This window comes from Desulfobacterales bacterium (assembly GCA_029211065.1).
In the GTDB taxonomy this organism is placed as follows: Bacteria; Desulfobacterota; Desulfobacteria; order Desulfobacterales; family JARGFK01; genus JARGFK01.
Genome location: JARGFK010000039.1, coordinates 1 through 14420, shown reverse-complemented (window position 1 = coordinate 14420; position 14420 = coordinate 1). Strand labels below are relative to the sequence as shown.

10 protein-coding genes are annotated in these 14420 nt (G+C 52.7%); 6 read left to right on the top strand and 4 right to left on the bottom strand.

The window, feature by feature from the left end:
• Positions 1-466 precede the first annotated feature (466 nt).
• The 3 genes from P1P89_10500 to P1P89_10490 form a co-directional block, all read right to left on the bottom strand.
• Positions 467-1465: a DUF362 domain-containing protein gene (locus P1P89_10500; GenBank protein ID MDF1591933.1), complete on the bottom strand. Its 999-nt coding sequence runs from the start codon at positions 1463-1465 to the stop codon at positions 467-469.
• Positions 1452-2468 carry a hypothetical protein gene (locus tag P1P89_10495; protein MDF1591932.1) on the bottom strand — a complete coding sequence of 339 codons (1017 nt, stop codon included), beginning with the start codon at positions 2466-2468 and terminating at the stop codon, positions 1452-1454. Before P1P89_10495 ends, P1P89_10500 begins: the two co-directional genes overlap by 14 nt.
• 565 nt (positions 2469-3033) lie before the next feature.
• On the bottom strand, positions 3034-3627 hold the full coding sequence (locus P1P89_10490; GenBank protein MDF1591931.1) for a hypothetical protein: 594 nt from the start codon (positions 3625-3627) through the stop codon (positions 3034-3036).
• Between the two features lie 77 nt (positions 3628-3704).
• Between P1P89_10490 and P1P89_10485 the strand changes: the two genes are divergently transcribed.
• From P1P89_10485 to P1P89_10460, 6 genes are all read left to right on the top strand, one after another.
• Positions 3705-5942 carry a hypothetical protein gene (locus P1P89_10485; GenBank protein ID MDF1591930.1) on the top strand — a complete coding sequence of 746 codons (2238 nt, stop codon included), beginning with the start codon at positions 3705-3707 and terminating at the stop codon, positions 5940-5942.
• Positions 5943-6211: 269 nt separating this feature from the next.
• Positions 6212-7351 (top strand): glutamine-hydrolyzing carbamoyl-phosphate synthase small subunit, encoded by a 1140-nt coding sequence (carA, locus tag P1P89_10480; GenBank protein MDF1591929.1) that lies wholly within the window; start codon positions 6212-6214, stop codon positions 7349-7351.
• Complete coding sequence (gene carB, locus P1P89_10475) at positions 7344-10589, top strand: carbamoyl-phosphate synthase large subunit (GenBank protein MDF1591928.1); 3246 nt, start codon at positions 7344-7346, stop codon at positions 10587-10589. Before carA ends, carB begins: the two co-directional genes overlap by 8 nt.
• Entirely contained in the window at positions 10586-11995 is a 1410-nt protein-coding gene (gene purF / locus P1P89_10470; GenBank protein ID MDF1591927.1) for an amidophosphoribosyltransferase, read from the top strand. Before carB ends, purF begins: the two co-directional genes overlap by 4 nt.
• 73 nt (positions 11996-12068) lie before the next feature.
• Positions 12069-12557 carry a cyclic nucleotide-binding domain-containing protein gene (locus P1P89_10465; GenBank protein MDF1591926.1) on the top strand — a complete coding sequence of 163 codons (489 nt, stop codon included), beginning with the start codon at positions 12069-12071 and terminating at the stop codon, positions 12555-12557.
• Entirely contained in the window at positions 12558-13565 is a 1008-nt protein-coding gene (locus tag P1P89_10460; GenBank protein MDF1591925.1) for a radical SAM protein, read from the top strand.
• Positions 13566-13639: 74 nt separating this feature from the next.
• Here P1P89_10460 and P1P89_10455 read toward each other — a convergent pair whose 3' ends face one another.
• The gene (locus tag P1P89_10455; GenBank protein ID MDF1591924.1) at positions 13640-14089 is read right to left on the bottom strand and encodes a HipA domain-containing protein; all 450 of its coding nucleotides are present in this window, start codon (positions 14087-14089) and stop codon (positions 13640-13642) included.
• Between the last annotated feature and the right edge of the window lie 331 nt (positions 14090-14420).

Below are 14420 nucleotides of genomic sequence, written 5' to 3'. Positions count from 1 at the left end.
ATTGATGATCTTGTAAAAAGTCGAAAATGCGCCTCTTTCGTCATTCCCGCGAAGGCGGGAATCCAAGAATTTCAGACGGTTCTGGATGCCGGATCAAGTCCGGCATGACAATTGGAGTACTTTTTACGAGTTCATCAAAATTTAAATAATAAACCACTCGCCCGCTCTCCCGCAGAAGCGGGATCGCTAAAGCTCACAGAGGACACAGATGGTTGAAATTAATCTTTGCCCGATTTCTTGAGATGGAAAAATCAGGCAAACCCATCAGCCTTCGGCATGGAATAAACGCAACGCGTTGGCGGTTAATCAAAATCTTCCCTTCTCAAAGATTCTGATTAAAAACTTTGTGCCGCTGTGGACTCTGTGAGAGAAAAATTAAAATTTATCATTCAAAATTCATAATTTAGCCTTTTCTCAACCTCAGCCTCAACCTGTTTGTTTGCCTTTAGCCTTTAGCCTTTTGCCTTCAGCCTTCAGCCTGAATTATTACCGGCCTCAGACTCTCATAATCGACCGTTCCCGCCCCCGCTGCCGCAGCCCTGGCAATAAACGGCAGGTCGGCGGCGGTCTTGTTGAGCAGTTTGGCTGCAAACGCATCGGCGGCCACCTGGTCGGTGCTGACAATCATGGTGTCCGTCCGCCTGAGATCCGAAAGGGACCCGCCCGTGGGGCCGTTGGTCATCATGCTGATGGTGCCGTCCAGAATCACCAGGGTCGGGCTGACCATCAGCGCCAGCTCCTGGATAATGGTGTGAATATCCTGATGAAAAATATTACGGCGCCCCCCCAGAAGACCATACCAGTTCTTCATGCCCAGGGATGCCCCGCTGCGGTGGTGATCCTTGACCGGCGCCATCCCGATCAGCTTGGTGACCCCTTTAAAGGGTTCATACAGCAGCGGCCAGGCTTTAATGAGCTTGCCGCCGGTGAGGGTCGTCGGCCTGAAATACGGTTCCCGGGGCAGGAACAGCTCCGCCCCGGCTTCATGGACGGCCTGTTCAATGCCGGTCAGACGAAAGCAGCTCATGGGATCGTTGATGGGGTTGTCCGTTACCGCAACCGTTGACGCGCCGGCCGCAAAACACAGGCGCACCGTCTCGCTAATCAGTTGCGGATGAGTTGTGGCCGACAGCGCCGGCGGTGAAGCAAAGGCGGCATTCACCTTGAGCAGTACCCGGTCTCCTTTTTTGATAAACGCGGCCATGCCCCCCAGGTTGTTTAATGCCGCCCGGAGGGACTTCACCCGGTCCGGCCCCTGGGCAACGCTCATCCGGCCTTTCATTGTCGGTACGGCAAAGTCCGGCAGCCGGACCGGTTCCGGTTCCTGCGGCTCGATAGCGCCGCCGCGGTCATAAAACAGATATCCGGCCGAACAGGCTGCTGCTACCGACACACCTGCCTTGGCCGATCGTATCAGAAACCGTCGCCGGTCAAGCAGCTTGTCTGGTTCGTTACTTGGGGTCACCGGTCCCCTCCCTCAGCTTTTTGTCCAATAAAAGCGCCAATTGTTCGGCCTGTTCTTTGTCCGCAGCTTCATGCACCCCCGCCAGATAGTGCCCCCGGGCAAAAAAGAGTTCATAATTTCCCAGGATATCCACCACCTGAATATCTTTTAGGGGCAGCGCTGTTGTTACGACCCTGCCGCCATATGTGATTAAAAAATCGTGATACCCCTGGACCAGCTGCTGCGCTTCCGTCTGGCTGCTGCGCCGGGAAAGAAAGGCCGTCATGCGGAGGTCGCCGTCACTGTAGCCGGCTGTAAAAATTTGATTAAAGCGGTCGTAACCGAACCCGCCGTCTGCAATCAGGACCAGGCTGTTGGGCTCCATGTTTTCCGCCGGAAACAGTTCCAGCTCTTCCAGCTTCCCGGCGCTTACCGGAGTGCTTTGGATAAAATTCTGCGAAAAGATGCGCATCTGCTCTAACAGCGACTCCGTTGCCCCGGACCCGATGATTTCCACATAAAAAGGGCCGTGTAAAAAGAACAGGGCATTTTCCGTTCGGTAGGAAAATCGCCCGAATCCAGCCGCAACGGCATCTTCCCGGCGCTGCTGGCTGAAAACTGAAAACGCGTTCTGCAAGCCGCCCATGTCATAGACAAAAATTTCCAGCCAGTTATTTTCGTCGCCGGCCATTTTAAACCGCTGGCTCATGAGCTGACGAAACCCTGCCGTCAGGTAGAGATCCGCTTTTCCATTAATTTTATCGGACAAATTGGCCGCCACAAAAACCTCCGGCGGCGTAAGTGTCGCCATGGCCGGTAAAAGCCCACTCCACCCTGTCCCGGCGGGGGTACCGCCGCTTGCAACTGGCAGTAGAATATTCCCAGGCGCCATCCGGCCGACGCTGACAGCCGGGTTAAAATCAGATTGGGTACGATAAATAGCCGCACCGATCCCGATGAGAGCGGCCACCACCAGCAGACTCAGACCGGTTTCAAGGAGAGTGGGCTGATAACTCTTTTTCAAGATAAAGGCTCCGTCAAATGTGCCATCTGGATTTATAGTTGTTGTCACAAATATGTTCCAGTTGAATGATCTCCATATATCTGCTACGCCAGCCGCCGGATGGTTCTGTTTTAGTCGGCAAACTGTCTGAGCAAATTAGAGCGCGTTCAATTGAACATTATCCATTTGTCTAAATTTATTCAAAAATTGATACGCTTTAAATGGCCTTGATATCCTCGCCGGGTTCAATTGTTACGCGCTTTTATTTGCGAGTTTTTGCCGATTGAAACGGAATTATCCGGCGGCTGAATCGGAATGTATTTTTGGCAATCGCTATAACTACTGGATTGTCTACAAAACAAAGGAAATTTTCTCAACGGGCGTTATGACCACTTTCAGTAATCAGTATTATTATTATTTACTGTGTTTTTGGATTTAATGCAAATGGTAAATATACGATCATATGGAGGCCGGCCTGGTTTACCCAGAGTATATTTGCTTTGTTGGAATTTGAATTTTTTCACACAAATGTCATAGGCAGCCCGTATATTGGATACGGGCTGCCTGCTATTGGCAGATAGGTGATTTATATATCGTAATAGAGGAAAAATTCATGGGGATGCGGCCGAAGCTTGACATCATTGATTTCTTTTTCAGTTTTGTATTCAATCCACATATCGATCACATCCTGGGTAAAGACATCCCCCTTTTTGAGAAATGCACAGTCATCTTTGAGGGCCGCTAGGGACTCTTCCAGCGATCCGGGGGCAGACGGGATCTGTGCCAGTTCCTCCGGCGGCAGATTGTAGATGTCCTTATCCAGAGAGTCGCCCGGGTCTATTTTATTTTCAATCCCATCCAGCACCGCCATTAATATAGCCGAAAATGCGATATAGCCGTTGCAGGAAGGATCCGGTGTTCTGAACTCGATCCGCTTTGCCTTGGGCGAGGTGGAATACATGGGCAGCCGGACCGCAGCGCTACGGTTGCGGCCGGAATAGGCCAGATTCACCGGCGCCTCAAACCCGGGAACCAATCGCTTGTAGGAATTGGTGGTGGGATTGGTAAAAGCGCACAGGGCGCGGCAGTGCTTCAGGATGCCGCCGATGCCATAGAGCGCTTCCTGGGACATACCGGCATACTTGTTGCCCGCAAACAGCGGCTTGTTCTTTTTCCAGATACTGATACCGTGACATTGACGGACTGGAGGTCAAGCCCCCCGATGTCTGGCGCTATTTTGTCAGGGTAAAAAAAGATGTGCTGGACCGCTTTATCGCTGAAAACGGTCTGGCGGATATGGACCCGCGCAAGGCTGAGGATGAATTCATCTACCAGAACTCCTTTAAGCTGAATCAGAAGTTTTATGCCTCGCTGGGGGACCAAAAAGCGTTTGTCCTTTCGCACGGCCGCAACATCATGATTCTTAAAATTGTCGGTTATGCCGAACAGGTGGCGCAGTATTATCTTTTAGAAGATTTTAAAGCGCACGGCTGGATTGCGCACCAGCGCTATCCCACCAAAGGACGCGTCTGGCATCCCGGCGGCGCCCATCCGTTTATCGGAATGGACGAAGCCCTGGTCCACAACGGCGATTTTGCAAACTACCATGCGGTTGCGGAATATCTGAAGCAAAATAATATTTTCCCCCAGTTTCTCACCGACACCGAAGTGTCGGTCCTGCTGCTGGACCTGTTGAACCGGACCTTTGAATACCCCATCGAATACATCATTGAAGCCATGACCCCCACCAGCGAGCATGATTTTGACCTGCTCCCGGCGGACAGGCAGCAGGTCTATCGGCAGATCCAGTCCCACCACGTCCATGGATCGCCTGACGGTCCCTGGTTATTCATTATCGCCCGCAACAATCCCTATGAGAACTTTTTTCAGCTCATCGGCATTACCGATACGGCCATGCTGAGGCCCCAGGTGTTTGCCTTGCAGGAAGGAGACGGCGTGCAGATCGGCCTGATCTGTTCCGAAAAGCAGGCCATCGATGCCACCCTGCAAAACCTGGCGGCGGAAGACCCCCGTTTCAGCCCCATTGCCGATAAATACTGGAACGCCCGGGGCGGCAGTGCCGCAGACGGCGGGGCCTTTTTGTTCACGGTGGCAGATGCCGGTAAGGGCGACGGCTCTAAAAAGCTCACCTGCACCAACAAATTCGGCGAAGCGGTGGAGACCCTGCAGGACCAACTGTTTTATAAATATACCCCCCAAATTTCCGCACCCGATAAAGCCGAAGAAATCTCCGGTTCGGTTAAAGCCGGCTTTGCGGCCCCGGACCTGTCCGCTTTTATACAGAATTGCAGCAGGCAGCTGTCCGGCTGGGATTTTAACACGCTGACATATTTCTGCCGGGAACTGGAAAAACAGGCCGAAATCAGCGACGAAAACAAAGCGAAAGCCATCGCCGCCCTCACATTCCTCAACGACAGACGATACCCCACCGGCAACCTGAAACGCAGCTCGGTTCTGCGAATCCTGCGGGACAGCCTGACCGCCATTTTCAATGCATCACCCCCGCTGAAGGATACCGGCGCGGGCAGCTATCGGCATATTGACTGGAAGACCCGCAACACCTTGCGCGCACCTCGCGGAGTTGAAAAAATCCTGGTCCTTGACGCAGCTAAATTCCCGCCGGAGGGGGAAGAATGCGACTCCCGGCTGATTTGTGCGGCTTACGGGCTGGGCTGGCGACAATTTATCCTTTACGGTTACAGGGGGCAGCGCTTCTGCGGCTGCGGCCTGGGGGAAAAAGCAGACGACGTCCGCATGGATGTCTATGACAGCTCCGGGGATTACCTGGCTTCCGGAATCGACGGACCCCAAATAATGGTTCATGGCAACGGCCAGGACCAGCTGGGGCAGATCATGAAAAGCGGCCGACTGGTTGTTTATGGCGACGTGGGCCAGACGTTCATGTACGGCGCCAAGGGCGGCACGGTTTTTGTGATGGGAAATGCCGCCGGCCGCCCCCTGATCAATGCGGTCGGCCGCCCGCGGGTGGTCATCAACGGTACCTGCCTCGATTATCTGGCCGAATCCTTCATGGCCGGCGATCCCCTCAAAGGCGGCGGATTTGTGATCTTAAACGGCATGGAGTTTAGTGAAGACGGCGCCCTGCGGGAGCAGCAAGCCCCCTATCCCGGATCCAACCTTTTTTCACTGGCTTCGGGGGGCGCTATTTATATCCGCGATCCCCATCGAAAGGTGGTGGACAACCAGTTAAACGGCGGCGAAATTGTCAATTTAACCCCCGCCGACTGGAACCTGATTCTGCCTTATTTAGAGGAAAATGAAAAACTGTTCGGCATTTCAATCCAAAATGATCTGTTGACAGTCGCCGGCAAAATTCGGCAATATAGCGACGTTTATCGTAAAGTACAAGCCGTCAAGCTGGATGTTCTGGCAATGGAATCGACGGCCTCCGAAGAATACGGAACGGACTGGCAGGAAGAGTTTGAAGATATGGACTTAAGGTCAATCCTTTAAAGTTATGCCTGGAAATCAAAAGATTTGGACTCATGAATCGCAATGGTGCGAAATCCGAAGCACGAAATCCGAAGTACGAAACAATACCGAATAACCAAAATTCAAATGGTCCAAACAATTAGGCAGCTGAAAAACACGAATACTATTTTAGAGCATTTGGTATTCAAATTTGTTTCGAATTTCGATATTCGGATTTCGAATTTTACGCAAATTCTGCCCAACAGGCTTAGAATGTGACTGGTCTCTTCGGCCCTGGAGCTTTAAAAACAATGGATGCACTACTCGCCCTTGAAGATGGACGCACCTATCCCTGCCGGTCCTTTACCGGACCCGGGGAGGCTTCCGGAGAGGTCGTATTCAACACCGGCATGTCCGGATACCAGGAAGTGCTCACCGACCCATCCTACCGGGGACAGATGGTCACCATGACCTATCCCCTGGTGGGCAATTACGGTGTAAACCCGGAAGATGTTGAATCCGACCGGATACAGGTATCCGCTTTTCTGGTCCGGGAATACCAGCCGTTTTACAGCAATTTCAGAGCGACCGCTTCCCTGGCCGATTACCTGGCCGCCCAGAAAATCCTGGGCGTCGAAGCGTTCGACACCCGGGCCTTGACGCGGCATATTCGTACCGCAGGGGCCATGCGGGCGGTTATATCAACCCAGGACCTGGATCCTGAATCCCTTGTTCTCAGGGCCAAAAGAATCCCGGCAATGGCGGGGCAGGATCTCGCCAGCGTGGTGACCACCCCCGGGCCTTACTATTGGGAGGACGGAAAACCCGTTGCGATTACCGCCCAACCCCCCCTCGACAAAAACATCTGGCGCCGGCGCAAGGCAAAGTACGCGGTGGCCGCATTTGATTTTGGCGTCAAGTATAACATTTTACGCTCCCTGGAATCCGTCGGCTGTGAAATTGTGGTGGTACCGGCCGCCACCGGCCCGGAGGCGATCAGGGCCATGGCGCCGGACGGCATCTTCCTGTCAAACGGTCCCGGCGACCCGGAACCGATTGGTTATGCCATCGACACCATTAAGGCCCTGTTGGATTATCGCCCCCTTTTCGGCATCTGTCTGGGGATTCAATTGCTGGGGCTTGCCCTGGGCGGCACAACTTATAAACTAAAATTCGGGCATCGCGGCGCCAACCAGCCGGTCAAAAACCTTCTCACCGGCCGCGTTGAGATAACCTCTCAAAACCATGGTTTTGCCGTTGATCAAAACAGCCTTCCGGAAAAAGATATCGAGATCACCCATATCAATCTGAATGACAACACCCTGGAGGGATTCCGGCATCGCACGCTTCCGATTTTCACCGTGCAATACCACCCGGAAGCTTCTCCCGGACCCAATGACGCCAAATACCTGTTTGATGATTTTGCTAAAATGATGGATAAAAATGCCTAAACGTTCCGATTTACATAAGATCCTGATCATCGGCGCCGGCCCCATCATCATCGGCCAAGCCTGCGAATTTGACTATTCCGGCACCCAGGCGTGTAAAGCCCTGCGCGAAGAAGGCTTCAAGGTCGTGCTGCTCAACAGCAATCCCGCCACCATCATGACCGACCCGGAAATGGCGGATCGAACCTATATCGAACCCGTAACCCCCGAATCCGTTGCCATGATTATCGAAAAGGAGCGGCCGGACGCGCTGCTGCCCACCCTGGGCGGCCAAACCGGTCTCAACACGGCCGTGAAGGTGGCAAAAATGGGGGTTCTCGATAAATACGGGGTTGAAATGATCGGTGCCTCCCTTGACGCCATCCAGAAAGCCGAGGACCGGGATCTTTTTCGCGCAGCCATGGCAAGAATCGGTCTGCGGGTTCCCCACAGCGTTATCGTCACGGACCTGAACGCCGCGCCGGCGGCTGCCGATGAGATCGGCTACCCCCTCATCGTACGACCGAGCTTCACCCTGGGCGGCACCGGCGGCGGGATCGCCTATAATCCCGAAGAATTGCTCGAAATCGCCAAGTCCGGCCTGGACGCCAGCCTCATCAACCAGGTCATGCTGGAGGAGTCGGTTATCGGCTGGAAAGAATATGAGCTGGAAGTGATGCGGGACCACAATGACAACGTGGTCATCATCTGCTCCATTGAAAATATGGACCCCATGGGGGTTCACACCGGCGACAGCATTACCGTGGCCCCGGCCCAGACCCTCAGCGACCGTGAATACCAGGCCATGCGCGATGCCACCATTGCCATTATGCGCGAAATCGGGGTTGATACCGGCGGATCCAATGTACAGTTCGCCGTCAACCCTAAAAATGGGGAAATGATTGTTATTGAAATGAACCCCCGGGTGTCCCGCAGCTCCGCCCTGGCATCCAAGGCCACCGGTTTTCCCATTGCCAAAATCGCGGCCAAGCTGGCGGTGGGCTATACCCTGGATGAAATCCCCAATGACATCACCGGTGAAACCCTGGCTTCTTTTGAACCGACCCTCGATTACTGCGTCGTCAAAATTCCGCGCTGGACTTTTGAAAAATTCCCGGAAACCAAAGACTATCTGACAACCGCCATGAAATCCGTGGGGGAAACCATGGCCATCGGCCGGACCTTTAAAGAGGCCATGCAAAAAGGGCTGCGTTCCCTTGAAATCGGCCGATTTGGTTTTGGCGGCGATGGAAAGGATCTTACCCCGGAAGTTGACCTGTCTCAGCCGGGCGAGAACGGCCTGACCCTTCCGGAGATCGAACAAAAGCTGGCGACCCCCAACTCCCAGCGGATTTTTTTCCTGCGCTACGCCCTGTTGAAGGGAATGACGATTGAATCGATCCATCAACTGACGCACATCGACCCCTGGTTTCTCCATCAACTTCAGCAGATCTTGGAACTGGAAAAACAAATCGCCGCAGCCACCGGCGATCTGCCGACGCCCCTCCTGAGAAAGGCCAAAACTTTCGGTTTTTCAGATATTCAACTGGCGTATCTTAAAGGGGTGACCGAAGACAGCATCAAAAAACTCCGCCGGGAGCAGAACATAGCGCCCACCTACAAACTGGTGGACACCTGCGCCGCAGAATTTAGGGCGGCCACGCCGTATTACTACTCAACCTATGAAACTGAAAACGAAGCCCGGCTTTCCCACAAGAAAAAAGTGATCATCCTGGGCGGCGGTCCCAACCGCATCGGCCAGGGCATCGAGTTTGACTACTGCTGCGTGCACGCTTCCTTTGCCCTGCGTGAAGAGGGCGTCGAAAGCATCATGGTAAACAGCAATCCGGAGACGGTCAGCACGGATTATGACACCTCCGACAAGCTTTATTTTGAACCGCTGACCAAAGAAGACGTCCTGCATATCGTTGAGATGGAAAAGCCCCTGGGGGTCATCGTGCAATTCGGCGGCCAGACCCCGCTGAACCTGTCCGTCCCCCTGTATAGGGCGGGCGTGCCGATTCTAGGCACGCAGCCGGAAAGCATTGACCGGGCCGAAGACCGGGAACACTTCCAAGCCATGTTGAAAAAACTGGGCCTGGTCCAACCGGCCAACGGCACGGCCCTGAATGTGGCGGGGGCCTGCACTGTCGCTGAGAAAATCGGCTACCCGGTGATCGTCCGGCCTTCCTATGTCCTGGGCGGCCGGGCCATGAAAATCGTTTACCAACCCAAGGAGCTGGAAAATTTTACCCGGCTGGCCATCCTGGCGTCGCCGGAACACCCGGTCCTGATCGACAAATTTCTTGAAGACGCGCTGGAAGTGGACGTTGATGCCATCTCGGATGGAACCACCACCATCATCGCCGGAATCATGGAACATATCGAAGCTGCCGGTGTCCATTCCGGAGATTCCGCCTGCGTGCTCCCGCCATACAGCATCGGCAAAGAGATGCTCGCTGCCATTGCTGCCGCTACCAAAGCCATGGCGGCAGAACTCCAAGTGGTGGGGCTCATGAACGTTCAATACGCCATTAAAGGAAACCGGCTGTTCGTCCTGGAGGTTAATCCGCGGGCATCCCGAACCATTCCCTTTGTCAGCAAGGCAACCGGCGTGCCCTTTGCAAAGCTGGCAACCAAGGTCATGCTCGGCCGCAGTCTCCGGCAGCTCGGCCTCACCAAGGAAATCATCCCCGCCCATGTTTCGGTCAAGGAGGCGGTGCTTCCCTTTAACCGCTTTCCCGGTGTCGATACCCTGCTGGGGCCGGAGATGAAATCGACCGGAGAAGTAATGGGCATTGATACGGTCTTTGGGGCCGCCTACGCCAAGGCCCAGCTCGGCGCCGGCCAGAATCTGCCCCTGAGCGGAACGGTTTTTATCAGCGTCAAAGAAGCGGACAAAAAATCGGCCCTGCCGGTGGCGGCCCAGTTTCATCAAATGGGTTTCGATATCATCGCAACCGACGGGACCCACGCGTTTCTGGAATCACAGGGAATTCCCAACAGCGTCATCAACAAGGTTTCTCTGGGCCGGCCGCATGTTGTCGATGCCATTAAAAACGGAAAAATTCAGTTTGTTATCAACACCGGCCTTGGCGACACGCCCCGGCGTGACGGTTATCTGATCCGGCGCGCGGCCGTCCAGTTCAACATCCCCTATACCACCACCATTGCCGGCGCCATGGCCATGTGCAAGGGAATTTCAGCTTTAAAGGAACAGCGCCTTTCGGTTAAACCCATACAGGAGTATCACGTCCAATGATATCTTCAGAAAAGCCGCGCGAGGCCTGCGGCCTGTTCGGCATCTATGATCACCCCGAAGCCGCCAGGCTGACTTATTTCGGGTTGTACGCCCTGCAGCACAGGGGGCAGGAAAGTGCCGGCATTGCCGTTGCCCGGGACAAACATATGACATCACATAAAGGGATGGGGCTGGTGCCGGAGGTTTTTGACGATGCCCACCTGGCGCAACTTAAAGGCGGGAGCGCCATCGGCCATGTTCGCTATTCCACCACCGGAAGCTCGCTCCTTTTTAATGCCCAGCCGTTTGTGGTGCACCACAGTCAGCGGTCATACGCCGTGGCCCATAACGGCAATATAGTCAATGCGCCCACATTGAAAGATGAGCTGGAAAGCTCCGGTTCCATCTTTCAGACCACCATGGACAGCGAGATTTTTCTGCACCTTTTTGTCAAAAATTTAAAATTCGGGTTTGAACAGGCTGTTGTTGAGAGTGTCGCAAAATTAAAAGGCGCCTTCTCATTTGTCGTTCTGACCAGCAACGGCGAAGTTATCGGAATTAAGGATCCCCACGTTTTCAGGCCGCTGTGCCTGGGAAAACTGAACGGTCATTATGTGCTGGCCTCGGAATCCTGTGCCCTGGACCTGGTACAGGCCGAATTCGTGCGGGAAATCGATCCCGGCGAAATCGTTATCATCGGTAAAGACGGCGTAAAAAGCATCCGGCCGCAAACCCCTTCCCGCAAAACGTTTTGTATCTTTGAATACATCTATTTTGCCCGCCCGGACAGCACCATTTTCGGCAAAAATGTCTACCTGACCCGAAAAGAGCACGGTCGCCAGCTCGCCAAAGAAGCCCCGGTATCGGCCGACCTGGTCATGCCGTTTCCCGACTCCGGTACATATGCCGCCCTCGGTTACTCCGAGGCTTCCGGGATTCCGTTTGAAATGGGCATGATCCGAAATCATTACGTCGGGCGCACGTTTATCCAGCCGACCCAGAGCATGCGGGACTTCAGCGTCCGCATCAAATTGAATCCGGTTAAGGAATTGTTGAAAGGTAAAGACATCATCATCATTGAAGACTCCATCATCCGGGGGACCACCGCCAAAACACGCGTCAAAGCCTTGCGTGAACTGGGGATCGGACGGGTCCATATGCGCGTCAGCGGCCCCCCACACCGATTTCCCTGTCACTACGGAATCGATTTTTCCACGAAAGGAGAGTTGATTGCCGCCCGCATGTCGGTTGAGGAACTGCGTGATTTTCTGGGTCTGGATTCGCTCTATTATCTAAGCCTTCCCGGGCTTCTCCAGGCAACCGGCGTTGAAGATCCGGAATATAACTTCTGTAAAGCTTGCTTTGACGGCTGTTATCCGGTAGAATTTTACGAACTGTTATCCAAGGATTGCCTTGAAAGATGTTAGCAATTTTATTATAATCAACTGAATTGCTTTGAGCGATTCAGATCGCCGGCACTATCTATCACCCGGAGGAAATATGATCGAATCAAAATACTTAAAAGACAGCGTCCAGAATATCCAGAAACTGATGACCATCGCGCCTTTGCGAAAATTCGAAACAAAGTACCTGGGCCAGTTGATCCGGTTGAGCAAAATTCGGGAGTATGAGCACGGAGAACCTATCATAAAAGAAGGCGGACAGGATACCTGGATTTACTTTCTGCTGTCCGGCAAAGTGCGCATAGAAAAAAAGGGGATGGAACTTGCCATCATTGATAAAATCGGCGAAATTTTCGGTGAAATGAGGATGCTGGACGGCCTGGCGCGATCAGCCTCCGTCTATGCCGAGGGCAAAACCGTTTGCCTGGCATTTGACCCCTATGGCGAGGACAGCCTGTCGTCACCGGACCAGAGAACCAAGTTTCTGCTGCTGCTTTACAAAATGTTTGCGGAATTTTTATCCGGCCGGTTGCGGGTCATCAACGATGAATTATCTCAAATCAAAAAGGAAACCGGCAGGCAATAAATGGACTCAACGGTTTCCTTTGCGAAGAATGCCGCCAACGTTTTCTTTCACATCCTGACCCGTTGCAACCTGAAGTGCCGCCACTGTTACATCAATCCTGCCCAGCACGGCAAAAACACCCTGTCCTACAAAACCATTGAAAAATGGTTAACCACTGTAACCGCTTTTATCTCGGCCGGCAAGGACATCAATGTGGTCTTTCTGGGCGGCGAACCCAGCCTGCATCCCGACCTTTCGCGCTGCATCAAAAAAGCCAGGGCCCTGGGATACCGCTCCATCACCGTCGACACCAATGGATACCTGTTCAACGATATCCTTGCAAAGGTAACCCCCCAAGACGTGGACTATTTCAGCTTCAGCCTGGACGGCGCGACTGAGGAGATGAATGACCGCATTCGGGGAACGGGTTCCTATAAACAGTGTCTCACCGGAATCAGCCAGGCGGTTTACAATGGATTCAAAACAAGCCTGATCTACACCGTCAGCCGGGACAACATCGCCGAACTTGTGAAAATGCCGCACCTGTTAAAAGAACTGGGAATTGACCGGTTTTTTATACAGGTCATCGGCATCAGAGGGAAAGCCGCCGATCCCGCACAGCAAAAAATGCAGATCGGCCGGGATGAATGGCTTTGCATCGTTCCGGCAGCGGCCCGGGCAGCCGCCGCCCTCGGCATCACCGCAACATATCCCAAGGTCTATCTCTCGCCCGAAGAACCATTTGAATGCGCCGGGCAGGTGGCCGACAACTATTTCATCTTTCCCAACGGCAGGGTTTACCGCTGCCCCCTGTGTGAAGATTTTCCCGTTCACAGTCTGGCATTTGTCAACGACCGCCTCACCCCCACAGACAAGATCAATGAATGCGATCTTTTCCAGTTGGATATTCCCGAGGGGTGCGTCATGAACAAAATCATCCAGCCCGACAATCTAAGCTACAACACGGACGGGTCTCCTGCATACAAAATTGCCTGCTGCCTGCTGAAAGAAGAAATTCAAAAGCTATGATGAGAAACTTAGTTTTACACATATGTCAGACATCTCAGGTTTTTGAGCCCGGCTGATACCCGGTACTATCTTTTTTACTCAAAAATTCTTTTCATTCTCTCTTTAAAAATCTCAAGAAACCTGCTCCTCAATCGTTCCTCTAAGAAGCTTTCCTCGATCATCATCTCTATGGGAGATCTGAGCCCGCTCAATCGTTCCAGAGCGTTATGGACCTGTTTACTGTTCAGACCCAACTGTTCAGATAGTCCATGGAAATCCTTTTTTGAAATATTATTTCGCTTCCCCTGAAGACTGAGATACATTTCTTCTTTCTCTTCAGGGAGTACCAGCCTGGAGTTGACGATGTCATAGGCCGGTGACACTGAGTAACCGACTTCTTCCTTTTTAAGAAGTGAGAAATTTTTTAAATGGGCATCGCCGTTACCCAGCACAAAAAATAGCAGGGCTCTTTCAAAAAGGTTTACAAGATCCAGCCCGGGAACATTTGAATGTTTTTTTATGGAATTGGCACCTGAATTTTGCACATAAAACCCTTTTTGAGTCAACTCGGTTTACATTTTTACATATACCGATAGTTGCTCTTTTCTACCTCGATATCTCCAATTTCTACCACAAAAAAGTATTTTAAGAAGTATTCATGATTATATCGATTCGAATAAGCTTATGATTTTTCATCAGAATTTAATCGTGCAAGAAAATTCTTGCTCAAGTTGCGATCGCAAAACGCTGAGGCCAAATACTGCCTTGTCGCCAGAACCTCGACTTTGCGCGTGCTTTGTCCAAAAATTTCAGCACGTGCAGCATCGCCGGCGTTCTTGCGTCATGGATCGAGTACTTGACTTTATCCACATTCCC

Coding starts and splice junctions, on each gene's coding strand:
- carA (MDF1591929.1), top strand. CDS start 6,212: ATGGATGCACTACTCGCCCTTGAAGATGGACGCACCTATCCCTGCCGG.
- carB (MDF1591928.1), top strand. CDS start 7,344: ATGCCTAAACGTTCCGATTTACATAAGATCCTGATCATCGGCGCCGGC.
- purF (MDF1591927.1), top strand. CDS start 10,586: ATGATATCTTCAGAAAAGCCGCGCGAGGCCTGCGGCCTGTTCGGCATC.
- P1P89_10465 (MDF1591926.1), top strand. CDS start 12,069: ATGATCGAATCAAAATACTTAAAAGACAGCGTCCAGAATATCCAGAAA.
- P1P89_10460 (MDF1591925.1), top strand. CDS start 12,558: ATGGACTCAACGGTTTCCTTTGCGAAGAATGCCGCCAACGTTTTCTTT.